Consider the following 24,951-nt stretch of genomic DNA (forward strand, 5'->3'; position numbering starts at 1 on the left):
TCTCGCAGAGCGGGATATGGGATGGATGCCCGTCCCGGGCGCATTACGCTGCGAGTATGACCTCGTCGCACTCTCCCGCCTCCGCCGCCGGCTCGCCGTCCGTCACGCCGTACGACGACATGACCCCCGTCGCCCGCACCGCCTACCGGGCGCGTGCCGCCGCCGCCGAAATCGCGCCACTCCCGCGCTCGGCCAAGGACGACGCGCTGCTGGCGATCGCGGACGCGCTGGAGGTCCGTACGAGCGAGATCGTCGAGGCCAACGCCGAGGACGTCACCCGGGCCAGGGAGGCCGGCACCAGCGAGTCGATCATCGACCGCCTGACGCTCACCCCCGAGCGGGTACGGGCCATCGCCGCCGACGTCCGTGACGTGGCCGCGCTGCCCGACCCGGTCGGCGAGGTCGTCCGCGGCTCCACCCTCCCCAACGGCATCGACGTCCGGCAGGTCCGCGTCCCGCTCGGCGTCGTCGGCATCATCTACGAGGCCCGGCCCAACGTGACCGTCGACGCCGCCGCTCTGTGCCTGAAGTCCGGGAACGCGGTGCTGCTGCGCGGCTCCTCCTCCGCGTACTCCTCGAACACCGCCCTCGTCCGCGTCCTGCGCGACGCGGTCGGCGGCGCAGGCCTCCCGGCCGACGCCGTGCAGCTCGTGCCCGGCGAGTCCCGCGACTCGGTGCGCGAGCTGATGCGCGCCCGCGGCCTGGTCGACGTGCTGATCCCGCGCGGCGGCGCCTCCCTGATCCGCACGGTCGTCGAGGAGTCCACCGTCCCGGTCATCGAGACCGGCACCGGCAACTGCCACGTGTACGTCGACGCCCAGGCCGACCTCGACATGGCCGTCGACATCCTGATCAACTCCAAGGCGCAGCGGCCCAGCGTCTGCAACGCCGCCGAGACCCTCCTCGTCCACCAGGACATCGCCGACACCTTCCTGCCGCGGGCCCTGGACGCCCTCGCCGAGGCGGGCGTCACCGTCCACGCCGACGAGCGGGTGCAGGCCTACGCGGACGGCTCCAAGGCCACCGTCGTGGCGGCCACCGCGGAGGACTGGGAGACGGAGTACCTCTCGTACGACATCGCCGCGGCCGTCGTCGACTCGCTGGACGCCGCCGTGGGGCACATCCGGCTGTGGACCTCCGGCCACACCGAGGCGATCGTCACCACCTCCCAGGCGGCCGCCCGCCGGTTCACCCAGCTGGTCGACTCGACCACCGTCGCGGTGAACGCGTCCACCCGCTTCACGGACGGCGGCCAGTTCGGCTTCGGCGCCGAGATCGGCATCTCCACCCAGAAGCTCCATGCCCGCGGCCCCATGGGCCTGCCGGAGCTGACGTCGACGAAGTACATCGTCACGGGCGACGGCCACACCCGATAGGTGCCCTGCGCGGGGCCGGTCCGGACCGGCCCCGCCGTGCCGGGCCGCTCGGTCCTCCGACGGGGTTTGCGCTCCGCCTGCCCAAAACCACCACCTCGGTCTACCCTGAAGGCGTGCCGGACGACGTGGGGGGCAAGCCGTTCCCGGACGGCTGGGAGCCCGACGACGACCGCGGGGGCGCGGACGAGGACTTCGCCTCCGTGGTGTTCGACGAGGACTGGGTACGGGCCGCCGAGGTCCATGAACCCACCGCCGTCGACCGGCTGTTGGCCGCCGCCCAGGCGCGCGCCGACGCCGAGGCCGCCCGCTCCGGCGCGGGCGCCGGCCCCACGGACGACGAGCGCTACGACGACGCGTACGGCCACCCGCGCCCGCACGGGTACGCCGGGGCGTACGACCGGGACACCGACGACGCCGACCCCTACGGGGCGCACGGCGGCGCGCTGCGCCCCTACCGGCCCAGCTCCCGCTGGCACCGCCCGGTGGCCTGGGTCCTCGCCGTCGTGATGGGCGTCGGCATGGTCGCCCTCGCCTTCACGGCCGTCTACCGCGGCGGCTCCGGAAGCCGTGGCGGGCCGGTGCCGGCCCCGGCGACCAGCGGCGTCGACACCCCGCCCCCGGCGCCCGCCCCCGTACCCGCCCCGGCGGTGCCACGAACACCCTGAGGCCACCCGGGCGTTGTCCCGCACCAGCGCGTTTACCGGGAGCCCGGCCGACCTAACCTGAAGGTATGGCAGGGCGTGGCGACCCGCCTGAGGGGACGCCCGACGGGGTTCCCGGCGGTGGTGAGGACGAGTACCGGTCCGTCGTCTTCGACGAGTCGTTCATCCGCGCTGCCCGCCTCCAGGAGTACTCGGCGCGGGAACGCATGGGCGAGCACGCCGAGGCCGTACGGAGCCGGCCCGCCCGGGGAGCGGAGGCGGACGCGGAAGCGGTCCGCTCCCGTTCCCGCCACGGGGCCCTGGCGATCGTGCTGATGCTCGCCGTGGCCTTCGCGGCCGTGGTGTACATGAGCGCCCGGAACACCTACCGGCCGGTGACCGACCGCCGGGCGGAGTCGCTGCGGATCATGGTCGTGCCGCTCGCCCCGCAGGGCACCGTCCCCGGCGGGGAACCCGCCGCCCTGTACGCCCGCAGCCCCGCCGCCCAGTTCCGCACGGGCGCCGCCGGCATCACCCTTCCGGCCGTCAGGCGCACCGCCCACTTCTCCGACAGCCAGGTGATGACCGCGCTGAGCACGGTGAAGGACTACCTGGTGCGGTCGTCGCTCGACCCCGACGTCCTGACCGGCAACGCCGTACGGCAGGTACGGCTGCTGCTCGACCCCGACCAGCTGGACCAGTTCGACCGCAGCGTCGAGTCCCCGGCCGACGACGGATGGCACGCCGCGACGGGCTGGCTGGTGCGCTTCGACACCACCGAGGTGGCGCTGGCGGACACCACCGCCCGCGTCCGGGGCACCATGCGCCCGGCCGAGGTGGGGGCCGACGCCCTGGAGGTGACGACGGACCACACGCTCGTCTACGCGGTGCGCCCGGCGGGGGCGAGCACTCTCGCCGACGCCTCGCTCTTCACGGTCCGGCGCGAGCTGACCTTCCGCTTCGACCGCGAGGACCTGCGGATGCACCGGGCGGAGGTGCTGACCAGCCGGGTGCAGGCCGGCCCCCAGGCCTGCTCGTCCGACCCGTCCGGCGCCCTGCACCCGGTGCTCGCCGGCCACCGCGCCACCCCCACGGGCCCCGCGGTCACCGACCCCTACGCGCTCGGCACCCGCACGACCACCGCCCTCTGCGGCGCCCTGTCCCCCCGAGCCCAACCGTCCGAGCCGGGGCCCTCGACCCCGGGGCCGTGACCGGAGCCGGGCGCCGGCGCCCCGACCCGGCCCCTCAGGTGGCGCTCCCGCACCTCACCCGGCCCGCGGAGCCCCACACCGGCCCTCGGAAGCCACCCGCTCGCGGCAGCTGGCCCCGGGGCCGTGGGCCGGGGCGGCGATGGTGGGTCAGCCCGTCGGGCCGCCGTTGTTCTCCGGCCGGCCCGGGCCGCCGGGGGAGCCGCCCGTGAACTTGTCGCGGAGCTTGCCGCCCAGGTCGCCCGCGCCGCCGGCTATGTCGCCGACCAGCTTCATCAGCGGGTCCTTGCTCGTGCGCACCGACTCGGCGTAGTGGGACGCGGACTCGCGGAAGGAGTCCGTGACCGACGTGTCCTTGTCCTCCGAGCGGCGCGGGTAGTGGCCGTCGATGATCCGCTGGTAGTCGCGGCTCTCGGCCCACTTCTTCAGCTCGGCGGCCCGCACCGTGGTGAACGGGTGGGAGCGCGGCAGCACGTTCAGGATCTTGAGCACCGAGTCGCGCAGGTCGCCCCCGGCCTCGTACTCCTCGGCCTGCTCCAGGAACGCGTCCACGTTCATCTCGTGCAGGTGGTTGCCGCCCGCGATCTTCATCAGTCCGCGCATCGACGCCTTGATGTCCTGGCCCACCAGCAGCCCGGCCCGGTCGGCCGACAGCTCCGACTTCCGGAACCACTCGCGCAGCGCCGTCACGATCGCCATGATCGCCACGTTTCCGAGCGGGATCCAGGCGACCTTCATCGCCAGGCCGGTGAGGAAGAGCAGCACCGTGCGGTACACGGCGTGGCCCGACAGGGCGTGGCCCACCTCGTGCCCGACGACCGCCCGCATCTCCTCCTCGTCCAGCAGCTCCACCAGCCCGGTGGTGACGACGATGATCGGCTCGTCCAGACCGATGCACATGGCGTTGGGCTTGGGGTCCTGCGTCACGTACATCGCCGGGACCTTCTCCAGGTCCAGGATGTAACAGGCGTCCCGCAGCATGCCGTTGAGGTGGGCGAACTGCGCGTCGCTCACCCGGACCGAGTCGGACAGGAAGAGCAGCCGCAGGCTGCGCTCCGGCAGCAGTCCGCTCAGCGCCTTGAAGACCGTGTCGAAGCCGCTGAGCTTGCGCAGGGCGACGAGCGCGGACCGGTCCGCCGGATGCTCGTAGGCCCGGGACGAGATGCCCGGGAACCGCCTGCGCTGCCTGCTCGGCACGTTCTCGTGACTGCTGTCGGTCATGAATTGCCCTCTCTTCGTACGAGACCTGTCTCGTCCCCCTGACGGCCCCCAGCGTAGGCGCTGGAGCCACGGTGCCACCGAGCCTGTGGACAACCGAGGAGCCCCGGGGAGCGCACCGCCGTGCCGGACGCCGTTACGCCGCCGGCCGCCGCCACCGGACGGCAGGGGCCCGGCAGTACGCTCCGGGCCGTGCTGGTCGTCCCGCTCGCCGGGGCGGCCCCGCTCGCCCGGTTCCCGCCGCTTCCCGCCGCGCGGACACCGCAACACCGACGACAACGACTGAGTCGGCGTGAGCGTGCCCGGACGGCCCGCATACGATGTGCGCGAAGTCTCCGCCCCGTCTCCGATGGATAGGTCCTGCCGAAGATGAGCCTCCCCACCACCGCCGCCAGTCTGGTCACGCTCGCCCAGGGCGGCGAGCACGCCGACCGCCACGCGAGCCTCAGCCCCTACATCACCGGCGGCGGCGCCCTCGTCGTGCTGCTCCTGCTGCTGTGGATCACCACGCGTTTCAACCGCGACCGCTGAGCCGGCCGGGCCGCGGCCCGCGACCGCCGGGACCGCCCGCGGCGCCGTGCCAGTAGGCTCTGCACGCATGGGAGACCAGCAAGTGCCTACCAGCTCCGGCAAACGCCGACTCGGTGTGATGGGCGGGACGTTCGACCCGGTCCACCACGGACACCTGGTGGCCGCCAGCGAGGTGGCCGCCCTGTTCCACCTGGACGAGGTGGTGTTCGTACCGACCGGGCAGCCGTGGCAGAAGAGCCACCGGAACGTCTCCCCGGCGGAGGACCGCTACCTGATGACGGTCATCGCCACGGCGTCGAACCCGCAGTTCTCGGTCAGCCGCATCGACATCGATCGCGGCGGGCCGACGTACACCATCGACACCCTGCGGGACCTCCGTGACCTCAACGAGGACACGGACCTGTTCTTCATCACCGGAGCGGACGCGCTGTCCCAGATCATGCCCGGTTGGCGCAACGCCGAGGAACTCTTCTCGCTGGCCCACTTCATCGGGGTGACCCGCCCGGGCCACGACCTGTCGGACGACGGTCTGCCCGAGGGCGGGGTCTCCCTGGTCGAGGTGCCCGCGCTGGCCATCTCGTCGTCGGACTGCCGGGCACGGGTCGCCGCCGGCGATCCGGTCTGGTATCTGGTGCCGGACGGCGTGGTGCGCTATATCGACAAGCGCCAGTTGTACCGGGGCGAATGAGCCACGGAGAGGGGCACCGGTGAACGACCAGCAGAACCCGTACGACCCGTACTACCCGCCGCAGCCGCAGATCATCGGCTACGACGCGTACGGGCAGCCGGTGTACCAGCAGGCTCAGACCCAGCACGAGCAGCAGCAGGCGCAGGCGCAGTACGACACGTACGCCCAGCCCCAGCAGCCCCAGCAGTCCTACGGCTACGACCAGTACGCCCAGGGCGGCCAGCAGCAGTACGACCCGTCCTACGCACAGCAGGGGTACGGGTACGAGGGGTACGCCGCCGGCTACGGGACCGGTTACGACACCGCCCAGCAGCAGCACCAGCAGGCCCCCGCGCCACAGCACGCGCGCGACCCGCAGCCCCCGGCCCCCGAGCCGGAGCCGGCGCCGTCCGCCGCCGTGCCGGGGCAGCGCCGCCCCGCGCAGTCGCCGCCCTCCGCGCCGGACGCGGACCGCGAGTACCGCACCGAGCAGTTCGCCTTCGTCGAGGACCCGGACGAGGACTCCGAAGACGTCATCGACTGGCTCAAGTTCACCGAGAGCCGCTCCGAGCGCCGCGAGGAGGCCAAGCGGCGCGGCCGCAACAAGGTCGTCGCGCTCGTCGTCGTCCTGGCCGTCGCCCTCCTCGGCGGAGTCGGCTACCTGTGGTCGGCCGGCCTGATCCCGGGCCTGTCCGGCGAGGAGACCAAGCAGGGCGGCGCCGCGAGCGGCCCGCAGAAGCGGGACGTCATCGTCCTGCACCTGCACAACACCGGGAACAAGGAGACCTCCACGGCGCTGCTGGTCGACAACGCCACCACCAAGCAGGGCACCACCGTCCTGCTGCCGAACGCCCTGTCCGTCGCCAACGACGACGGCACCACCACCACGCTCGCGAAGTCCGTCGACGAGGACGGCTCCACCGGCACCCGTGAGGCGATCGGCGCGCTGCTCGGCACCAGGATCACCGGAACGTGGCGGCTGGACACCCCGTACCTGGAGAACCTGGTCGAGCTGGTCGGCGGCATCGAGGTCAGCACGGACACCGAGGTGCCCGGCGCGAAGAAGGGCGACGCGCCCCTGGTACCCAAGGGCGAGAACCAGACCCTGAACGGGCGCATGGCCGTCGCATACGCGACCCACCGGGGTTCCGGCGAGGCGGAGGCCGCCCAGCTGGAGCGGTTCGGCCAGGTCGTCCACGGCGTGCTGCGCAAGATGTCGGACGACCCGGAGTCGGCGACGGTCACCGTGCAGACCCTGGCGCAGATCCTCGACCCGTCGCTGCCCGAGAAGGACCTGGGCGCCTCTCTGGCGAGGCTCGCCGAGCACGCCAAGGTCGGCGACCACAAGACGGCCCTGCTGCCCGTGCGTGAGGACGGGACCCTCAGCGAGCAGGCCACCGGCAGTGTGGTGAAGGACATCCTGGGCGGCTCGGTCACCGCACCCGAGCAGGGCGCGGCCGTCCGGGTCGGGGTCAGGAACGCCTCCGGCGACCAGGACGCCACCGAGGCCGCCCGGGTCGTGCTGATCAACGGCGGCTACTCGGTCCTGGACGGCGGAAAGGCCGAAACGGAGTCGTCGTCGCAGGTCATCTACGGTGACGCGGCGCAGAAGGCGAAGGCCGAGGAGGTCGCCAAGACGCTGGGCCTGCCGGCCGGCGCGGTGGAGAAGGGCACGGCCGCGGCCAACGCCGACGTCACCGTCGTCCTGGGCCAGGACTACGAGGTTCCCTAGGCGACGGGCAGGGAGCGGGCGCGGGGTCCGTTAAAGGTTTGCCGGGCTGTCGGCGGTACGTGAGACCCTGGGGGTGTTCTGGACCGCCGACGAAAGCCTGCATGTGACCGCCACTGACCGCTCCATCGAGCTCGTGACCGCCGCCGCCCAGGCGGCTGCCGACCGGCTCGCGCACGACATCATCGCCTACGACGTCAGCGACGTGCTGTCGATCACCGACGCCTTCCTGCTCGCCTCCGCGCCCAACGACCGCCAGGTCAAGTCGATCGTCGACGAGATCGAGGAGCGGCTGAACAAGGACCTCGGCGCCAAGCCGGTCCGCCGCGAGGGCGACCGGGACGCCCGCTGGATCCTGCTGGACTACGTCGACATCGTCGTCCACGTCCAGCACAGCGAGGAGCGCGTCTTCTACGCCCTCGAGCGGCTGTGGAAGGACTGCCCCGAGCTGCCCCTGCCCGAGGACGCCCTGAAGACCCGCGGCAAGGCGGAGGAGCACGCCCGGCTCACCGGTGCCGACGGCACGGACGGTGATCAGAGCTGAACGGCAGCAAGGGCGGCAGGGGCCGCCGGATCGTCCTGTGGCGGCACGGCCAGACGTCGTGGAACCTGGAGCGCCGCTTCCAGGGCTCCACGGACATCGAGCTGACCGACACCGGCGTCACCCAGGCACGCCGGGCCGCGCGGCTCCTCGCGGCGCTCAAGCCGGACGCGATCATCGCCTCGGACCTGAAGCGCGCGTCGGCCACGGCCGCCGAGCTGGCCGCGCTCACCGGCCACCGGGTCGACCACGACCCCGCGCTGCGCGAGACGTACGCGGGCGAGTGGCAGGGCCTGACCCACGAGGAGATCCTGGCGCGCTACGGCGAGCAGTACGCCGCGTGGAAGCGCGGCGAGCCGGTGCGGCGCGGCGGTGGCGAGCTGGAGACGGAGGTCGCCGACCGGGCCGCCCCCGTCGTGCTCGCCCACGCGGGGAAGCTGCCGGACGACGGCACGCTCGTCGTGGTCAGCCACGGCGGCACGATCCGCACCACCATCGGCCGGCTCCTCGGGCTGGAGTCGCACCACTGGGAGGGGCTGGGCGGCCTCTCGAACTGCTGCTGGTCGATGCTGGGCGAGGGTGCGCGCGGCTGGCGGCTGCTGGAACACAACGCCGGAACGCTCCCGGAACCGGTCCTCGGCGACGACGACTGACCCGGATTTCACTTTCCGGCTGGTCACAGGCTAAAGTTCTTCTTGTTCGCAGCGCGGAGCGCGAAGAACACGAGGGGCTATAGCTCAGTTGGTAGAGCGCCTGCATGGCATGCAGGAGGTCAGGAGTTCAATTCTCCTTAGCTCCACAGTCACCGAATCCCGTCCCCATAGGGGGCGGGATTCGTGTTTTCCCCGCCCTCTGGTTCCCCATCGCCGTCCACGGGTGGTGTGCACCGACCCCGCTGACCCCCGGGCCGGGCCATGGCAGAATCGGACGGCCGGAGGGGGACGACGACCCGGGCGGGAGGGAGTGCGCGATGGCGGCCGGCGGATTCGAGGAAGCTTCCGACCCGCTCACCGCGGCGCGGTCGCGCTCAGGACTCAGCTGCCCCGCGTGCGGTTCGGCCCACGTCGCCCAAGTACTCGGTGACAATGGCGGAGTGTCCTATGTGTGCACGTCCTGTGGCCACAGCTGGAGCTGATTGATGGGTGCGCACAGGCGGAAATGCGACTGGTGCGGCAGTGGTACGCCGATCGTCCGGGACATGGACCCGGTCAACCCCGAGTACCAGTACTGGTGCGAGGAGTGCGCGCGGGCGCTGATCATAAAGGGCGACCCCATCGAGACCTACCGGGAACTCGAGGGGGAGCCCATCTACGGGCGCCTGCTCGACGAGCACTGCACCCTCAAGCGGTTCTACTCCTTCGCCACCGCCTGAGCCGCTCGCCACTGACGGATCCCGAACGCCGCCAGGAGCCCCAGGCCGGTCAGCGTGTAGAGCCCGGACAGCAACATCTGCCAGCCGTTCTGGTGGAGTTCGAGCCGGACCGGCGCCGGAGCGTGCGGCACCCACCACAGGGCGAACGACGCGAACACCAGCGCCGTACCGGCGGTCCAGGCCGGCCGCACCCGGGTGGCCAGGAGTATCAGCATCGGCACGCACCACACCCAGTGGTGCGACCAGGAGATGGGGCTGACCAGCAGCGCCGTCGTCGCGCACGCGACCACCGCCACCGGCCGGTCGTCCCGCAGCGCCGCCAGGACCGCGACCGTGATTCCCGCCACACCCACCACGACGGCGGCGACCAGCCACCACACGCCCGGGTCGGTGGTGTGCAGCAGCCGGGCCAGCACGCCGTTCAGCGACTGGTTCGCCGTCTCCTCCTTGCGCCCGACCCGGCTCGTCTCGAAGATCATCTCCGTCCAGAACCGGCGCGAGTCGTACGGCAGGACGACGGCGGACGCCACCGTCACCCCGATGAACACCCCGGTGGCCGTCGCCGCCTGCCGCAGCCACGGGTTCCACTCCCACCGCCGGCCCCCCGCACGCGCGCGTGCCACCCCGACGACCAGCAGCAGCACCACGAACAGTCCCGGGGTCAGCTTCACCGCCGTGGCCAGGCCGATCCCCACCCCGGCCCACCGGTTGTTCTCCCTCCGGGTCAGGTCCCACAGCACCGCCACCGCGATCAGCAGGTTGATCTGCCCGTACCGCAGCGTCGTCCACACCGGCTCGCACCAGACCAGGACCGCCGCCACCCACAGCGCCGCGCCCGGCCGGTCCCGGCCCACCAGCCGCAGCGAAAGGTGCACCAGCGCCAGCAGCAGGAGCAGGTTCCCCGCGGTGGCCAAGGTGCGCATCTCGGGCACACCGAGCAGCGTCAGCGGCGTGAACAGCAGCGCGGCGAACGGCGGATAGGTCGTCGGCAGGTTCGCCGATGTGGCGCGCATCGCATACAGATCGCCCCCGGCCAGGACGGTCTCGCCCTCCGCGCGGTAGACGGAGAGGTCCAGCATGGTGACGTTGGCGGCGCGCTGCGCCACCCAGAACGCCACAAAGGACACGAGGCAGGCCGTCACGGCGGCGGCGAGGGGCAGCTCCCGAAGGCGCGCCCGGAAGGTCAGGGTCACGGTCACGAAGGGCGACGCTACCGGCCAGAGCCCTACCGACCGTAAACGATTTGGTGAACCACCGGGGGGACCGTGTAATGTTCTCTGTGTCGCCGCGAGGGAAACCCGCAAGGGAGACCCGGCCAGGAGGAAACTCCAGGAGGGCGGCACACCGCAAGGGGCTATAGCTCAGTTGGTAGAGCGCCTGCATGGCATGCAGGAGGTCAGGAGTTCAATTCTCCTTAGCTCCACAGAACGTGGAAGGCGGGCCATCCGATCGGATGGCCCGCCTTCCTTGTGTCCGTCAACCCCGGCCGCTGCCCAGGGCCTTGCGGTCGGCGCTCGGCAACGCGGGACGGGACGGCCGCTCCTGGGGGCCCTGTTCGAGCCGCAGCGCCAGCTCGGGGCAGCGTCGCACGGCGAGCTGGGCGCGGTCCCGCAGGTGCGTGGGCACCGACGCCTCCGACAGCACCGGATAACCGTCGCGGCCCATGCGGATCAGCTCCGGGAGGATGTCCGCGCACAGGCCGTGGCCCTTGCACAGCGTCCAGTCGACCGCCAGCTTCTCGCCGCTCGGAATGGACTCCACGGCCTCCTGGTAGCCCGGCTCGGGCAGCGGCAGCGTCCCGAGCGTCGGACGGCCGCAGCCGCCGTGCAGCACGTGAGCCGCCAGGTCGTCGGTGAAGGCCGACAGCGTCGAGCTGAAGAAGCGCGCCGACCCGTCCGGGTGCTTGCACACGCCCCGGCCCTTCACGGCCTGCGTGACCTCGCGCAGCGCCTCCAGGGCCGCCGGCCCGCCGCCGTTGAGCACGTCCGACAGGCCGCCCGCCGCGGCGGGCAACCCCAGTCGGCAGGGGCCGCACTGGCCGGCCGTCTCCGCCGCCAGCCAGTTCGCCACGCGCTGCGCCTCACCCAGCGGACAGGTGTCCGGACCGATCGGCAGGATCGCACCGGCTCCCAGGGCGCCCCCCACGGCCGCCATGGACTGCTTGGAGATGACGCAGTTGTCGACGGCCATGGAGTCGATCCAGTTGCCGTGGTAGCCGCCGGTCAGCACCCCCTGAGGGGTCTGCGGGGCACCGGCGAGCTGGAGGACGTACCGCATGGGGACGCCCGTCGGCACCTCCACCACCATGGGCCGGGCCACCTGCCCGGAGATCGTCAGCATCACCGTGCCCGGCTCGCTGTCCAGCCCGTGCTGGCTGTAGCGGCCCGCGCCGACCCTCGCGGCGATCGCGAGCTGCGCGAACGTCTCGGCGTTGGACAGCAGCGTCGGCGCGTTGCCGACGCCGGACTCGGCCGCGCGCTCCCTGCGCCCCGGCGGGATCGCCGGGCCGCCGTTCACCGCCCGGATGACGGAGGACGCCTCACCGGAGACCATGCGCTCCGGCGTGCGCACCACACGGGCGCGCAGCCGCTGTCCGCGCCGGTCCGACAGCCCCCGCTCGGCGAGGGCGGCGCGGATGGAGACCTCCGTGGAGTTCCGGGTCACCACCACGACCAGGGTGCGGGCGCCGAGCGCCTCGGCGGCCAGCAGCGCGCCGTCCAGGATGAGGTGCGGCGCGCGGTTGAGCAGGACGGTGTCCTTGCGGCAGGCGGGCTCGCCCTCACTGCCGTTGACCACGACGACCGGGCGCACCCCGCGCCGGATCGTCGCTTTGGCGACGGCGCGCAGCTTCCTGCCGAACGGGAAACCGGCGCCGCCGCGGCCGGTCAGCGATATCTCCTCCGCGAGCTGGGCCAGCCGCTCGCCGCCCATCGGTTCGAGCGGGCCGTGCACCTTCAGGTGCATCTGGAGGTCGAGCCGCTCGACGAGGTCGAAGCCCTGGGTGAGCTGGGGGAGGCCGACGACTCGGACCTCGGGGACGTCGGGGAGCGGGGCGTTCACGGGCGGTCTCCTGCTGGTGCGGTCCAGGGCTCGCCGGCCGGCGGCTGCTGGAAGGGGCCCGGTGCGGGCTCCGGGGGGCTGGTGTCGCCGTACGGCGGCGGGGTGGGCTGGGAACTGTACGAGGGCGGGGCGGGGGACGGAGCGGGCGGCGGCGGGGAGGGGGTCGGCCAGTAGCCGGGACGGGTCGCCGGTTCGTCGGTCACGACCGGCAGTTCCTCCGTCATGGGGACGCGCTCGGCGTACGGGATCTCCTGGGTGGGGCTGCCGGCACCGGCGTTGCCCAGGGACACGGCCCGGTAGGCGGCCGAGATGCCCGCGCCCGTGGTGCTCGGGGAGGGCGAGGGGAACGCGGGCTCGTACAGCGGCGCGGTCGGCGGCGTCAGGGTGCGGGGCTGCTCGCGGGGGCGGCCGAGCGGGCGGTCGGCGGCGGGGGCCGGCGGCTCGGGACGGCTGCGCGGCTCGCGGCGCAGCTCCTGCTCGAACGAGGCGGAGGGCTCGTACGGCATGGGCGGGGCCATGTCCGAGCCGGGCAGCGGGGAGACCGAGGGGTCGCGCCGCCTGCCGCGGCCGCGGGCCGGCCTGTCCGGGCCGGCGGGCCCGAGCGCGCCGAGCACGCGGTCGGTGAGGCGCTGCTGCACGGCGCCGGGCAGCAGCCGCAGCGACACGACCGCGGCGACCCCGGCGAGGGCCAGGCAGTACATGGTGGTGACCCAGGTGGCGGCGGGGCGACCCGCGTAGAGCCCGTGGACGAGCGCGAAGCACCAGGCCGGGTAGGCGAGCATGTGCAGCGGCCGCCAGCGGGCCGCGATGTTGCCCCGGCCCGCCAGGGCGCTGCGGGCGGCGCCGGTGGACGCGGCGACCACCATCAGCAGGCCGGCGAGCGACCCGAAGCCGATGAGCGCGGAGGTGCCGGTGACGCCGAGCCCGAAGGGGATGAGGGCCCCGATGAGTGCCACGTGCCCCAGGGAGACCTTGACGGTGGCGTGCAGGAGCAGGAAGCCGAGGGAGGCCACCGCGGTGGTGCGGTGGATGGCCTGTGCGATCAGCCGGTGCCGGGTGGAGAGCACCAGCCGGTCCTGCGCGAGCAGGCCCCATGCCACGGAAGCGGTCAGTGACACGAGGGACAGGACGCCCGTGGCGAAGTCCAGGGCGGCCCGGAAGCTGTCGCTCCCGCCGATCGCGAGCAGCGGTATGAGTATCAGTGCGGCCGCGGAAAGCCCGCCCTGTACCGGCTTGCTCATACCGGCCTGGAAGGCGGGCGACGAGCGGATCTTGCGATGAGGGTTCATGGGGGGCGACTCCAGTGGTGCGGAAAAGAGGTCCCGTGGCCGCATGCTAAGTCGAGGCATACCCACCGGTACGAGCTTTGGGCGTTTAAGGTTCGGAACCGACGGCAACTGACTTTGGGGTTGCCCTGGATAGGGTCGATACGCGGAGTAACCCGGACCCCCGGTGGGGCCCTCGAGCGGTCACCGGTCCCACGAACCTCGATGCGGCCGGTACGGGCCCTGCGGTACCCTGACGCCATGCGTGCCGTACGCCTTCTGCTTAGCGAGCCGCGCTGATCAGCACCGGCGGATGAGAAATCCGGCCGGAATCGGCGCGGCGTCCCCTCCTGTGCGAGGGGTTTTTTCATTTCGCCGCGTCACCGAGCGGCAACGGGCAGAGACGATCGATGGAGCTTCAAGGACCATGAGCGAGATGAATTCGGCTGCCGCCGAGGCAGCAGCCCCGCACCGGTACACGGCGGCCATGGCCGCCGACATCGAGGCACGCTGGCAGGACGTCTGGGACGCGGAGGGCACCTACGAGGCGCCCAACCCGAGCGGTGACCTGGCCGGCGACCCGGCCGTGGCCGCCCGCCCCGAGCGGTTCATCATGGACATGTTCCCCTATCCGTCGGGTGCCGGCCTCCACGTCGGCCACCCCCTCGGCTACATCGCCACCGACGTCTTCGCCCGTCACCAGCGCATGACCGGGCACAACGTCCTGCACACCCTGGGCTTCGACGCCTTCGGACTGCCCGCCGAGCAGTACGCCGTCCAGACCGGCACGCACCCGCGCGTGTCGACCGAGGCGAACATCGAGAACATGAAGCTCCAGCTGCGCCGGCTGGGCCTGGGACACGACAAGCGCCGGTCGTTCGCGACGATCGACCCGGACTACTACAAGTGGACCCAGTGGATCTTCCTGCAGATCTTCAACTCCTGGTACGACGAGGAGGCCGGCCGGGCCCGCCCCGTCGCCGACCTGGTCGCCCAGTTCGAGAGCGGTGAACGCCAGGCGCCCGGCACGCGCGCGTGGGGCGAGCTGACCGCCGCGGAGCGCGCCGACGTCCTGGGCGACTACCGCCTGGCGTACGCCTCGGACGCGCCCGTCAACTGGTGCCCCGGCCTGGGCACCGTCCTCGCCAACGAGGAGGTCACCGCCGACGGCCGCTCCGAACGCGGCAACTACCCCGTCTTCAAGGCCAAGCTGCGCCAGTGGAACATGCGCATCACCGCCTACGCCGACCGGCTGCTGGACGACCTGGACGCGCTGGACTGGCCCGAGGCCATCAAGCTCCAGCAGCGCAACTGGATCGGCCGTTCCGAGGGCGCCCGCGTCGACTTCGCCGTCGGCGACGACGCGATCACCGTCTTCACCACCCGCCAGGACACCCTGTTCGGCGCCACCTACATGGTGCTGGCCCCCGAGCACGAGCTGGTCGAGAAGATCGTCCCGGCGGCCTGGCCGGAGGGCACGCACGACGTCTGGACGGGCGGCCACGCCACCCCGGCCGAGGCCGTCGACGCGTACCGCAAGCAGGCCGCGTCCAAGTCCGACGTCGAGCGCCAGGCCGAGGCCAAGGACAAGACCGGTGTCTTCACCGGCGCCTACGCCGTCAACCCCGTCAGCGGCGACCGCGTCCCGGTCTTCATCGCCGACTACGTCCTGATGAGCTACGGCACCGGCGCGATCATGGCCGTCCCGGCGCACGACACCCGCGACTTCGCCTTCGCGCGCGCCTTCGAGCTGCCGATGCGCTGCGTCGTCGAGCCGTCGGACGGCCGCGGCACCGACCCGTCGGACTGGGACGACGCCTTCGACTCGTACGACGCGAAGATCGTCAACTCGGCGAGCGACGCCATCTCCCTGGACGGCCTGGGCGTCGTCGAGGCCAAGGCGAAGATCACCGAGTGGCTGGCCGGCCGGGGCATCGGCGAGGGCACCGTCAACTTCCGGCTGCGCGACTGGCTGTTCAGCCGCCAGCGCTACTGGGGCGAGCCCTTCCCGATCGTCTACGACGAGGACGGCATCGCCCACCCGCTGCCCGAGTCGATGCTGCCCCTGGAGCTGCCCGAGGTCGAGGACTACTCGCCGCGCACCTTCGACCCGGACGACGCGGACACCCAGCCCGAGACGCCGCTGTCGCGCAACGAGGACTGGGTCAACGTCACCCTGGACCTGGGCGACGGCCCCAAGAAGTACCGGCGCGAGACCAACACCATGCCCAACTGGGCCGGTTCCTGCTGGTACGAGCTGCGCTACCTGGACCCGCACAACAGCGAGCGCCTGGTCGACCCCGAGATCGAGCGGTACTGGATGGGGCCGCGCGAGGGCAAGCCGCACGGCGGTGCCGACCTGTACGTGGGCGGCGCCGAACACGCCGTACTGCACCTGCTGTACGCGCGCTTCTGGTCGAAGGTCCTGTTCGACCTGGGGCACATCTCCTCGCCCGAGCCGTTCCACAAGCTCTACAACCAGGGCATGATCCAGGCCTTCGTCTACCGGGACGCCCGCGGCATCGCCGTGCCGGCCGCCGAGGTGGAGGAGCGCGACGGTGCCTTCTGGTACCAGGGCGAGAAGGTCAGCCGCGTCCTGGGCAAGATGGGCAAGTCCCTGAAGAACGCCGTCACTCCGGACGAGATCTGCGCCGAGTACGGGGCGGACACCCTGCGCCTGTACGAGATGGCGATGGGCCCCCTGGACGTCTCGCGGCCCTGGGACACGCGCGCGGTGGTGGGCCAGTACCGGCTGCTCCAGCGGCTGTGGCGCAACATCGTCGACGAGTCGACCGGTGAGGCGACCGTCGTCGACACCGAGCCGGACGAGGGCACCCTGCGCGCCCTGCACAAGGCCATCGACGGCGTCGGCCAGGACATGGCCGCCATGCGGTTCAACACGGCGATCGCCAAGGTCACCGAGCTGAACAACTACCTGACCAAGGCGGGCGGCCCGGTGTCGCGGCCGGTCGCCGAGCAGCTGGTGCTGCTGGTCGCGCCGCTGGCCCCGCACATCGCCGAGGAGCTGTGGCACCGGCTGGGCCACACCGACTCGGTCGTCCACCAGGACTTCCCGGTCGCCGACCCGGCGTACGTCGTCGACGAGACGGTGACCTGCGTCGTCCAGATCAAGGGAAAGGTCAAGGCCCGCCTGGAGGTCTCCCCGTCCATCACGGACGCGGACCTGGAGGCACTGGCCATGGCCGACCAGGGCGTCGTCGCGGCCCTGGGCGGCGCGGGCGTCCGCAAGGTGATCGTGCGGGCCCCGAAGCTGGTGAACATCGTCCCGGCGTGACGCGCCCGGGGAACCCGGCAACCCCGGGTTCCCCCCTACGGGCAGGTTGGGGGTCGCGTATGGAACCCCCGGCCTGCCCGTTCCGTTTACCGTGGAGGGGCGACGGGCGGACGCGTCCGGCGTCGTACCGAGCGACAACAAGGGGACTCCATGGCAGAAGCGATCGCGATCCTGGCGCTGCTCTTCGTCGTCTTCGTCGCTCTGGGGGTGTTCGTCACCGTGAAGGCCGTCAAGGCCGCCAAGCGCGGAGTCGACCGCACGATCACCCAGGCGCGGCGGACCGTCGAGGACACCACGCTGCGCGCCAAGAGCTACGGGCCGGGTGGTGTGAAGGCCGAGCTGGCGCAGCTGCGGCTGTCGCTCCGGACGTCGATGCGGGCCACCCAGGACGCGCTGGAGGCGGGCGCCGCGCAGGACGCCTCGCTCAAGGAGTCCCTCGACCTGTTCCGGCGGCTCAGCGCGCACGGCCACGAACTGGACGCCGACCTGAAGCGGCTGGAGCGGGACCCGGACCGCGGCGGGGTCGCGGCCCAGCTCGACGACCTGCGCGAGCGCACCGAGCGGATCGTCCACTCGGCGGAGTCGCTGCGGTGGGCGGCCCGGGACCGGGCGCAGAAGTTCGCGGACGACGACCTGGCGTCCCTGAGCGCCCAGATCGACGTGGAGGCCGGGGCGCTGCGGCACTGGGCCGGCGGCGAGCGGGACGGCCTGGACGACCTGTCCTGGCCGGAGGCGGCGCCGGGCAGCGCGTCGGAGCAGGTCTGGCCGGAGGGCGCCGACGCGGGCGCCGCTGCGCATGTGGGCGCCGGGGCGGGTGCGGACGCCGGCGCGAAGGCGGCGCAGCGGCCCGCGGAACAGGCGGACGGCGGCCGCGAGGCTTCCGGCACGGAGACGCCCAAGGCGATCACGGCGCGGGATCCCCGACAGCAGACCACCTACTCCTGGCAGAAGTCGGCACGTCCCGAGACCACGAACTGACCGGTTTCGATCACGGAGCGGGGGCGGGCTGCCGTACGGAGCCCCCTCCGGGGTACCCTCCCGGTCATGTCCCGCCATGTCGCGATCGTCACTGATTCAACGGCCTACCTGCCGCCGCGGACGATGGAGCGGCACGGCATCACCGCGGTGCCGCTGACCGTCGTCCTCGGGGACCAGGCCCTTGAAGAGGGCACCGAGATCTCGGCCCGCTCGCTCGCCCTGGCGCTGCAGAAACGCCGCTCCGTGACCACGTCCCGCCCGAGCCCCGAGGTGTTCGCCGCCGCCTACCGGACGGCGGCGGAGGCGGGGGCGGCCGGCATCGTGTCGCTCCACCTGTCGGCCGAATTCTCCGGTACGTACGACGCCGCGCTGCTGGCCGCCAAGGACGCCCCCGTACCGGTGCGGGTCGTCGACACCGGCATGGTCGCCATGGCGCTCGGCTTCTGCGCGCTGGCGGCCGCCGAGGCGGCGGAAGCGGCCGGCAGCCTGGACGAGGTGGTCGCCGCCGCGGAGAAACGGGCCGCCGGTACCTCCGCCTACTTCTACGTCGACACCCTCGAGTACCTGCGCCGGGGCGGCCGCATCGGCGCGGCACAGGCGCTGCTGGGCTCCGCGCTCGCCGTGAAACCGCTGCTGGAGCTGGAGGACGGGCGGATCCAGCTGCGGGAGAAGGTGCGCACCGCGTCGAAGGCGATCGCCCGGCTGGAGGAGATCGCCGCCGAACGGGCGGGCGCCGGCCCGGTGGACATCGCCGTGCACCACCTCGCCGCACCCGACCGGGCGGCGGCACTCGCCGAGCGGCTGCGCGCCCGCGTCCCCGGTCTTGCGGACCTGCACGTCAGCGAGGTCGGCGCGGTCATCGGCGCGCACACCGGGCCGGGACTGCTGGGGCTGGTCGTCTCCGTGAGGTGACCGCGAGCCGAGCGCTTCACCCGCCCGGGTGACCGAGATATCCCCAACCGGCTGGTTTTCCACGGAATTTCAGGCGGCTCAGCGGGGTCGGACGATCGTCCCTACCGTGCTGTGGCATGACTCCGCGAACACACAGCGTCACGCACGCCGTCACACACACCGTCACACCGTCGTCGCCCGCGGCCCGGGCGGCGAGCGGTCCCGGCCGCGCCCCCGGCTCCGACGTCCGCGCCCGGCGCCCGGGCTCCGCACGACACCGGGTGCGCGGCGGGCGCACCGCCGCGCACGCCCGGATGGTGGCCCGCCGCCGAGCGGCCGCGCTCTTCGAACGCCCCGGCACGTCCACGACCCACCCACCACCGGGCGGTGACGCCCCGTCACCGCCCGCGGCCGGTGGTGCCTCGCCGGCACTCGGGCGGGTGGTGGTGGCCGCCCCGGCCCCGCTCCGGCCTGGGCGGCCGGTGGCGCAGGCACCCCTGGCGGGCGGGAGTCCGGCGTTGCCGCCGCCGGTGGTGGGGGATCCGCAGACGCCTGTAGGCACGCCGGTGCCGCAGGCGGAGGCGGGCGCGGGGGTGGCGGCGGAGGGTGCCGGCCCAGGCGGTGGGACGGGACTGGAGCGGCGCGACCGGTGGCGGCTCGGGGTGCGGGACCGGTTACCGCTGTGGGTGCAGACGCGGTGCGGGATGGAGCCCCGGACGGTCGTCGCGCTCGTCATCGTCCTCGTGGTGGCCGTGACACTCGCCGGACGGTACTTCTGGACGGGCAGGCCCGAGGCGGTCCGGGCCCCCGACGTGGTCACGGGCGCCGCGTCCGCCCCGGCCGCTGCCGCGAGCCGCCGCCCACCCGCCGGAACGCCGCCGGTCGTCGTCGACGTGAGCGGCACGGTGCGCCGGCCGGGGGTGCTGCGGCTGCCCGCCGGGTCCCGGGTCGCCGACGCCCTGCGCGCGGCGGGCGGTGTCAGACCCGGTAGCGACGTCACGGGCCTGAACCGGGCACGGGTGCTCATGGACGGCGAGCACATCGTGGTGGGTGCCGCGCCGGCGCCGCCCGGCCCGGTGACCGGCGCGCCCGGAGCCGCCGTCGTGGGTGGCGTCCCCGCCGGGCCGGTCAGCCTCAACACCGCCACGGTGGAACAGCTCGACACCCTGCCCGGCGTCGGCCCCGTGCTGGCCCAGCACATCGTCGACCACCGCACCCGGCACGGCGGCTTCCGGTCGGTCGACGAACTCCGCGAGGTCAACGGGATCGGTGAGCGCCGGTTCGCCGACCTCCAGCCCCTCGTACGGCCGTGAACCGCCCGGCGGTTCACGCCGCGTCGGGCACCCGGCTGGGCGCCGCGGACCCGGGGCGGGACGGCCCGGCCGACCTGCGGCTGGTGGGGCCCGCCCTGGCGGCGTACGGGGCGGCGGCCCTCGCGGTGGGCGCGCCCGGCTGGTGGACCGTGGCCGGGGTGGCGCTCTGCGCCCTGGGCGGGATCGCGTTGCTCCTCCGGCGGGGCGGCGGCAACGGCCGGGTGGTGGCGGCCCGGTCGCGGGGCGGCGGCACGGCGTGCGCGGCGGTGCTGCTCTGCGCAGCGGCCGGTGCGGCGTCCGCGGGGCTGCACGGCGCCGAGGTGCGCAGGGGGCCACTGCCGGCACTGGCGCAGCGGCACACGCCGGTGACCGTGGAGGCGACGGTCACCTCCGACCCACGGCTCCTTCGCGCGCGGGTCCGCGGCCCGAGGCCGGTGCCCGCGTCCGTCGTGCTGGACGCCGACGTGACACGGGTGACGCCCCCCGGCGGGCCGGACACCAAGGTCCGTACGCCCGTGCTGGTGATCGCCTCGCCGGCCACACCGGACTGGCGGCGGCTCCTGCCCTCCACCCGGCTTCGTATGACCGGAAGCCTGGCACCGCCGCGCAACACCGGCGAACCGTACGCCGGCGTCCTGAGGGTGACCACGGGCCCGCCGCGGATCACCGGGCCGCCGACCGCCCTCCAGCGCACCGCCGGAGAGCTGCGCGCCGGGCTGCGCACCGCCACCGACGGGCTCCCGCCCGACGCGCGCGCCCTCCTGCCGGGACTGGTCGTCGGCGACACCTCCCGCATCCCGGCCGACCTGCACGACGCCTTCCGGGCGACCGACCTGACGCACCTCCTGGCCGTGTCCGGAAGCAACCTCACCCTGGTGCTGATGCTGCTCATCGGCCCGCCGGGAAAGGCCCTGAAGGCCGAACGCGGCGGACTGGCGCCCCGCCTGGGGATCCCGCTCAGGGCCACCGCGCTGCTCGGCGGAACACTCACCCTCGCCTTCGTCGTCGTGTGCCGGCCCGACCCGAGCGTCCTGCGCGCCGCCGCCTGCGGGCTGATCACCCTGCTGGCCATCGGCACCGGGCGCCGCAGGTCGCTGCTCCCCGCGCTCGCCGCCGCCGTACTGCTGCTCGTGCTGTACGACCCGTGGCTGGCGCGCAGCTACGGCTTCCTGCTGTCCGTACTGGCCACCGGGGCGCTCCTGACGCTCGCCCCGCGCTGGAGCGCCTCGCTCCAGGGACGCGGAGTGCCGCCACGACTCGCGGAGGTGCTGGCGGCAGCCGCGGCGGCCCAGGCGGTGTGCGCCCCGGTGGTGGCCGTGTTCGCCGCCCGGGTGAGCCTGGTGGCGGTGCCCTGCAATCTGCTCGCCGAGCTGGCGGTGGCCCCGGCGACGGTGCTGGGGTTCGCCGCGCTCGCCACGGCACCGGTCGCGGCGCCGGTGGCGCGGCTGCTCGCCGAGTGCGCGGGCTGGCCAGCCGGCTGGATCGCCTCGGTCGCCCGTGCGGGAGCCGCGCTGCCCGGGGCGGAGGTCCAGTGGCCCGGCGGCTGGCTCGGAGGGCTGCTGCTCGCCGCCGTCACCGGACTGCTGGTGGCGTGGGTCAAGCGGGTCCGGCACCGGGGTTGGCTCGCGGGCGCGTGCACCGTCCTGCTGCTGCTCGCCGTGGTGCGGCCCGCACCGCTCACCAGGCTGGTCACCGGGTGGCCGCCGCCGGACTGGGTGTTCGCGATGTGCGACGTCGGCCAGGGCGACGCGACGGTCCTCGCGGCGGGCCGGGACACGGCCGTCGTGGTGGACGCCGGCCCCGATCCGGAACCCGTCGACCGGTGCCTGCGCGAACTGGGCGTCAGCCGGGTGCCGCTCGTGGTGCTCACGCACTTCCACGCCGACCACGTGGCCGGTCTGCCCGGCGTGCTGAGGGGCCGGGCCGTCGGGGCGATCCAGACCACGAGCCTGCGGGACCCCGCGGACCAGGCCGCGTTCGTCCGCAGGACCGCCGCCGCGGCCGGGGTGCCGGTCGTGGTGGCGGGAGCCGGGGAGCGCCGGCGGACCGGGCCGCTCGACTGGCGGGTGCTGTGGCCGGACGCCACCCGGCCCGGCGCGGCGCCGGAGGGGCCGAACGACGCGAGCGTCACGCTCCTCGTCCGCGTCGCCGGTGGTACGACCCTGCTGCTCCTCGGCGACCTGGAGCCGCCCGCCCAGCGGGGCCTGCTGCGGGCCCACCCGGACTTGGCGGGGGTCGACGTCCTGAAGGTGGCCCACCACGGCTCGGCCCACCAGGACCCGGGCCTGCTGAACCGGGCCCGGCCCCGGCTGGCCCTCGTGTCCGCCGGAGCGGACAACACCTACGGCCATCCTTCTCCGCGCACGGTCGGCGCGCTGCGGGCCGGGGGAGCGGTGGTGCTCAGCACCGACAGGCACGGCTCGATCGCCGTGAGGGGGAGCGGGAGGGAGCTGCGTGCCGTCCCGGCCCGGGAGCCGGGGGCGGGGCCGGGACCGTAGCGGCCCACAGCAACAATGGGTCCGTGAGCGATGTGAGACATGTGCTGGTGCTGCCCGACCGGGACGCGGCCGAGGAGGCCGCCGAGGAACTGGGGGAGGCCTTCGGGATCACCGAGCGGCCCCAGCTGGTGCGGGACGCCCTGGCCGGTGAGGACGACGCCGAGGACGCCCAGTGGCTGGTGGTGGTCGAGGACCCGGCCGGGCGGCTCCCGGCCGGCGAGCTGGACGAGTTCGCGGCGCGGTGGGACGGCTGGCGGGAAGAGCCGTAGAGCGGTGACGTGAGGAGGTGAGGAGAGGGCGGGGTCCAGGGGAATCCGGGTTGTCGGTGGGCCGTGGGATGCTGGTTCGCGATGGCCACCAGAAAGAACCAGACCGACGACGTCCTCGCGCCCGTCACCCTCGCCGTGGGGCAGGAGGACCTGCTCCTCGACCGCGCGGTGCAGCAGGTGGTGGCGGCCGCCCGCGCGGCCGACGCCGACACGGACGTCCGTGACCTGACGCCCGACCAGCTCCAGCCCGGCGCCCTCGCCGAGCTGACGAGCCCCTCGCTCTTCGCCGAACGCAAGGTGCTGGTCGTGCGGAACGCGCAGGACCTCTCCGCCGAGACGGTCAAGGACATCAAGGCGTACGTCGGCGCACCCGTGGAGGACATCAGCCTCGTCCTGCTCCACGCGGGCGGCGCGAAGGGCAAGGGCCTGCTCGACGCGGCGCGCAAGGCCGGAGCGCGCGAGGTCGCGTGCCCGAAGACCACCAAGCCGGCGGAGCGCCTGACGTTCGTGCGCGGTGAGTTCCGGGCGCTGGGGCGGTCGGCCACACCGGAGGCGTGCCAGGCGCTCGTCGACGCGGTCGGCAGCGACCTGCGGGAGCTGGCGTCCGCGGTGTCGCAGCTCACCTCGGACGTCGAGGGCACCATCGACGAGGCGATCGTCGGCCGGTACTACACGGGCCGCGCGGAGGCCTCCAGCTTCAACGTCGCCGACCGGGCGGTGGAGGGCCGGGCGGCGGAGGCCCTGGAGGCGCTGCGCTGGTCGTTGTCGACCGGTGTCGCGCCCGTGCTGATCACGAGCGCGCTGGCGCAGGGCGTCCGGGCGATCGGGAAGCTGTCGTCGGCGCGGGGCGGGCGTCCCGCCGACCTCGCACGTGAGCTCGGCATGCCGCCGTGGAAGATCGACCGGGTGCGGCAGCAGATGCGGGGCTGGACGCCGGACGGCGTCGCCGTCGCGCTGCGCGCCATCGCCGAGGCGGACGCGGGCGTCAAGGGCGGCGGCGACGACCCGGAGTACGCCCTGGAGAAGGCGGTCGTCACCATCGCCCGCGCGGCCCGCTCCCGACGCTGACCCCCGGTGAGCCGCGTCCCCGGCACGGACCGGGGCGCGGCGCCCGGCGAAGCGATCCGCCGCGCCTGGGCCGCGGTGCCCTCCCCGCTGAGCGAGCCGCCGCGCGCGCCCGTCCACGGGCGCCCCTCCTGCTGAGCACTCCCTGCCACGCACCGCCGGGCACCGTGCTGGTGGCCCCCGGCCGGGCGCCCCGCCGCGCCCCCGGGCGGACACACCACCGGCGCCACCAGGCGCCCCGGCCCCCTGATGGGCACCATGCCGGGTGCCCGCGCCCGCGCCCGCGGCCACCGCCGGGTGCCCGCGCCCGCCGCCCCGCCGCCGGGCGCCCGCGTACACCGCCGGCCGCCCGCGCCCGCGGCCCCCGGGCGGCCGCCCCGCCGGACGCCCTCGCCCCCCGCCGCGCCCTCCACCGGCCGCCCCCGCCCACCGCGCGCAAGCCCCGCAGGGGCCACCCCCCACCAGCGCGTCCCGGCATGGCGAAGGCCCCGGCGGGCGTCCTGGGGAAGGACGGCGACGGGGCCTTCGGGTGATGCGTTGGTGAGCTCGTACCCGCGTGGCGAACGCAGGCCGCGTACGGGCTCGGGGTGCCGGTCAGGAGCGGATGAGAGGGCCCGCTTGGTCCGTCCCGGCGATCAAATCAAGAAAGCTCAGCCCTGCAGGGAGGCAACCTTGGTGGCCAGCGCCGACTTCTTGTTGGCGGCGGCGTTCTTGTGGATGACACCCTTCGAGACAGCCTTGTCGAGCGCACGGGAGGCGGCGCGAGCGGCCACGGTGGCCTTCTCGACGTCACCCGCGGCGGCGGCCTCACGGGCCTTGCGGATCGCGGTCTTGAGCGACGACTTGACGGCCTTGTTGCGCAGGCGCGCCTTCTCGTTGGTCTTGTTCCGCTTGATCTGGGACTTGATGTTCGCCACGAAAGAGCCTTTTCAGGTTCGTAAGGATTTCTGATGCGTGCCTCTCCGCTGAGAGGGCCAAGAGACACAGCTGCCCAGGCTACCAGTCGCCCTTCGAGCGGCCCAAACCGAGCGCCG

Annotated in this window: 22 protein-coding genes and 2 tRNA genes; 19 read left to right on the top strand and 5 right to left on the bottom strand. The window is 73.6% G+C overall.

Annotated elements, in window-relative coordinates; translation table 11 throughout:
* The first annotated feature begins 56 nt into the window (after positions 1-56).
* The 3 genes from EIZ62_RS22155 to EIZ62_RS22165 all read left to right on the top strand — a co-directional run bounded on the left by EIZ62_RS22155 (position 57) and on the right by EIZ62_RS22165 (position 3,228).
* A complete protein-coding gene (locus EIZ62_RS22155) occupies positions 57-1,376 on the top strand; it encodes a glutamate-5-semialdehyde dehydrogenase (RefSeq protein ID WP_156694438.1) in 1,320 nt (439 codons plus the stop codon).
* Positions 1,377-1,489: 113 nt separating this feature from the next.
* On the top strand, positions 1,490-2,041 hold the full coding sequence (locus EIZ62_RS22160) for an SCO2584 family spore wall biosynthesis protein (protein ID WP_156694439.1): 552 nt from the start codon (positions 1,490-1,492) through the stop codon (positions 2,039-2,041).
* A 65-nt stretch (positions 2,042-2,106) separates the two neighbouring features.
* Positions 2,107-3,228 (top strand): SCO2583 family membrane protein, encoded by a 1,122-nt coding sequence (locus tag EIZ62_RS22165; RefSeq protein ID WP_156694440.1) that lies wholly within the window; start codon positions 2,107-2,109, stop codon positions 3,226-3,228.
* Positions 3,229-3,375: 147 nt separating this feature from the next.
* Here EIZ62_RS22165 and EIZ62_RS22170 read toward each other — a convergent pair whose 3' ends face one another.
* Positions 3,376-4,446, bottom strand: coding sequence for a M48 family metallopeptidase (locus EIZ62_RS22170; RefSeq protein ID WP_156694441.1), 1,071 nt, complete (start codon positions 4,444-4,446; stop codon positions 3,376-3,378).
* A 366-nt stretch (positions 4,447-4,812) separates the two neighbouring features.
* Here EIZ62_RS22170 and EIZ62_RS32015 point away from each other — a divergent pair, with 366 nt between their 5' ends.
* From EIZ62_RS32015 to EIZ62_RS22200, 7 genes are all read left to right on the top strand, one after another.
* Positions 4,813-4,974, top strand: coding sequence for a hypothetical protein (locus tag EIZ62_RS32015; RefSeq protein ID WP_167536410.1), 162 nt, complete (start codon positions 4,813-4,815; stop codon positions 4,972-4,974).
* A 67-nt stretch (positions 4,975-5,041) separates the two neighbouring features.
* Positions 5,042-5,662, top strand: a complete 621-nt coding sequence (gene nadD / locus EIZ62_RS22175) for a nicotinate-nucleotide adenylyltransferase (protein ID WP_156694442.1) — start codon at positions 5,042-5,044, stop codon at positions 5,660-5,662.
* A 19-nt stretch (positions 5,663-5,681) separates the two neighbouring features.
* The gene (locus EIZ62_RS22180; protein WP_156694443.1) at positions 5,682-7,373 is read left to right on the top strand and encodes an LCP family protein; all 1,692 of its coding nucleotides are present in this window, start codon (positions 5,682-5,684) and stop codon (positions 7,371-7,373) included.
* A gap of 103 nt (positions 7,374-7,476) precedes the next feature.
* Positions 7,477-7,914, top strand: a complete 438-nt coding sequence (rsfS, locus tag EIZ62_RS22185; RefSeq protein WP_156694444.1) for a ribosome silencing factor — start codon at positions 7,477-7,479, stop codon at positions 7,912-7,914.
* A complete protein-coding gene (locus EIZ62_RS22190) occupies positions 7,911-8,564 on the top strand; it encodes a histidine phosphatase family protein (protein ID WP_156694445.1) in 654 nt (217 codons plus the stop codon). Before rsfS ends, EIZ62_RS22190 begins: the two co-directional genes overlap by 4 nt.
* 73 nt (positions 8,565-8,637) lie before the next feature.
* Positions 8,638-8,710 (top strand) — tRNA-Ala (locus EIZ62_RS22195).
* Between the two features lie 339 nt (positions 8,711-9,049).
* On the top strand, positions 9,050-9,283 hold the full coding sequence (locus EIZ62_RS22200) for a hypothetical protein (RefSeq protein ID WP_026277450.1): 234 nt from the start codon (positions 9,050-9,052) through the stop codon (positions 9,281-9,283).
* On the opposite strand, the gene EIZ62_RS22205 is transcribed toward EIZ62_RS22200, so the two are convergent.
* On the bottom strand, positions 9,262-10,482 hold the full coding sequence (locus EIZ62_RS22205) for a glycosyltransferase 87 family protein (RefSeq protein ID WP_156694446.1): 1,221 nt from the start codon (positions 10,480-10,482) through the stop codon (positions 9,262-9,264). The two genes, EIZ62_RS22200 and EIZ62_RS22205, sit on opposite strands and share 22 nt — an antisense overlap.
* 151 nt (positions 10,483-10,633) lie before the next feature.
* Between EIZ62_RS22205 and EIZ62_RS22210 the strand changes: the two genes are divergently transcribed.
* Positions 10,634-10,706: transfer RNA gene (locus tag EIZ62_RS22210), tRNA-Ala, on the top strand.
* A 53-nt stretch (positions 10,707-10,759) separates the two neighbouring features.
* On the opposite strand, the gene EIZ62_RS22215 is transcribed toward EIZ62_RS22210, so the two are convergent.
* On the bottom strand, positions 10,760-12,343 hold the full coding sequence (locus EIZ62_RS22215; protein WP_156694447.1) for an NADH-quinone oxidoreductase subunit NuoF family protein: 1,584 nt from the start codon (positions 12,341-12,343) through the stop codon (positions 10,760-10,762).
* Positions 12,340-13,632 carry a hypothetical protein gene (locus EIZ62_RS22220; protein ID WP_425281836.1) on the bottom strand — a complete coding sequence of 431 codons (1,293 nt, stop codon included), beginning with the start codon at positions 13,630-13,632 and terminating at the stop codon, positions 12,340-12,342. Before EIZ62_RS22220 ends, EIZ62_RS22215 begins: the two co-directional genes overlap by 4 nt.
* A gap of 403 nt (positions 13,633-14,035) precedes the next feature.
* Between EIZ62_RS22220 and leuS the strand changes: the two genes are divergently transcribed.
* From leuS to EIZ62_RS32770, 8 genes are all read left to right on the top strand, one after another.
* Positions 14,036-16,903, top strand: a complete 2,868-nt coding sequence (gene leuS / locus EIZ62_RS22225; RefSeq protein WP_156694448.1) for a leucine--tRNA ligase — start codon at positions 14,036-14,038, stop codon at positions 16,901-16,903.
* Between the two features lie 150 nt (positions 16,904-17,053).
* Positions 17,054-17,881 carry a hypothetical protein gene (locus EIZ62_RS22230; protein ID WP_156694449.1) on the top strand — a complete coding sequence of 276 codons (828 nt, stop codon included), beginning with the start codon at positions 17,054-17,056 and terminating at the stop codon, positions 17,879-17,881.
* A 66-nt stretch (positions 17,882-17,947) separates the two neighbouring features.
* On the top strand, positions 17,948-18,793 hold the full coding sequence (locus EIZ62_RS22235; protein ID WP_156694450.1) for a DegV family protein: 846 nt from the start codon (positions 17,948-17,950) through the stop codon (positions 18,791-18,793).
* A gap of 116 nt (positions 18,794-18,909) precedes the next feature.
* Entirely contained in the window at positions 18,910-20,085 is a 1,176-nt protein-coding gene (locus tag EIZ62_RS22240; protein ID WP_156694451.1) for a ComEA family DNA-binding protein, read from the top strand.
* Entirely contained in the window at positions 20,082-22,583 is a 2,502-nt protein-coding gene (locus EIZ62_RS22245; RefSeq protein WP_156694452.1) for a ComEC/Rec2 family competence protein, read from the top strand. The genes EIZ62_RS22240 and EIZ62_RS22245 overlap by 4 nt, the downstream gene beginning before the upstream one ends.
* A 23-nt stretch (positions 22,584-22,606) precedes the next feature.
* A complete protein-coding gene (locus EIZ62_RS22250) occupies positions 22,607-22,852 on the top strand; it encodes a hypothetical protein (RefSeq protein WP_156694453.1) in 246 nt (81 codons plus the stop codon).
* Between the two features lie 81 nt (positions 22,853-22,933).
* Positions 22,934-23,920 carry a DNA polymerase III subunit delta gene (gene holA, locus EIZ62_RS22255; protein ID WP_156694454.1) on the top strand — a complete coding sequence of 329 codons (987 nt, stop codon included), beginning with the start codon at positions 22,934-22,936 and terminating at the stop codon, positions 23,918-23,920.
* A 6-nt stretch (positions 23,921-23,926) separates the two neighbouring features.
* Positions 23,927-24,055, top strand: a complete 129-nt coding sequence (locus EIZ62_RS32770; protein ID WP_280117750.1) for a hypothetical protein — start codon at positions 23,927-23,929, stop codon at positions 24,053-24,055.
* 512 nt (positions 24,056-24,567) lie between these two features.
* On the opposite strand, the gene rpsT is transcribed toward EIZ62_RS32770, so the two are convergent.
* The gene (gene rpsT, locus EIZ62_RS22260; protein ID WP_064069563.1) at positions 24,568-24,834 is read right to left on the bottom strand and encodes a 30S ribosomal protein S20; all 267 of its coding nucleotides are present in this window, start codon (positions 24,832-24,834) and stop codon (positions 24,568-24,570) included.
* Positions 24,835-24,951 lie beyond the last annotated feature (117 nt).

Origin of the sequence: Streptomyces ficellus (assembly GCF_009739905.1) — a bacterium.
Classification (GTDB): domain Bacteria; phylum Actinomycetota; class Actinomycetes; order Streptomycetales; family Streptomycetaceae; genus Streptomyces; species Streptomyces ficellus_A.

Excerpts from the sequence above, each read along its gene's own strand:
- nadD (WP_156694442.1), top strand. The coding sequence starts at position 5,042 with ATGGGAGACCAGCAAGTGCCTACCAGCTCCGGCAAACGCCGACTCGGT.
- EIZ62_RS22240 (WP_156694451.1), top strand. The coding sequence starts at position 18,910 with ATGACTCCGCGAACACACAGCGTCACGCACGCCGTCACACACACCGTC.
- EIZ62_RS22235 (WP_156694450.1), top strand. The coding sequence starts at position 17,948 with ATGTCCCGCCATGTCGCGATCGTCACTGATTCAACGGCCTACCTGCCG.
- EIZ62_RS32015 (WP_167536410.1), top strand. The coding sequence starts at position 4,813 with ATGAGCCTCCCCACCACCGCCGCCAGTCTGGTCACGCTCGCCCAGGGC.
- EIZ62_RS22155 (WP_156694438.1), top strand. The coding sequence starts at position 57 with ATGACCTCGTCGCACTCTCCCGCCTCCGCCGCCGGCTCGCCGTCCGTC.
- EIZ62_RS22170 (WP_156694441.1), bottom strand. The coding sequence starts at position 4,446 with ATGACCGACAGCAGTCACGAGAACGTGCCGAGCAGGCAGCGCAGGCGG.
- EIZ62_RS22165 (WP_156694440.1), top strand. The coding sequence starts at position 2,107 with ATGGCAGGGCGTGGCGACCCGCCTGAGGGGACGCCCGACGGGGTTCCC.
- EIZ62_RS22200 (WP_026277450.1), top strand. The coding sequence starts at position 9,050 with ATGGGTGCGCACAGGCGGAAATGCGACTGGTGCGGCAGTGGTACGCCG.
- holA (WP_156694454.1), top strand. The coding sequence starts at position 22,934 with ATGGCCACCAGAAAGAACCAGACCGACGACGTCCTCGCGCCCGTCACC.
- EIZ62_RS22220 (WP_425281836.1), bottom strand. The coding sequence starts at position 13,632 with ATGAACCCTCATCGCAAGATCCGCTCGTCGCCCGCCTTCCAGGCCGGT.
- leuS (WP_156694448.1), top strand. The coding sequence starts at position 14,036 with ATGAGCGAGATGAATTCGGCTGCCGCCGAGGCAGCAGCCCCGCACCGG.
- EIZ62_RS22230 (WP_156694449.1), top strand. The coding sequence starts at position 17,054 with ATGGCAGAAGCGATCGCGATCCTGGCGCTGCTCTTCGTCGTCTTCGTC.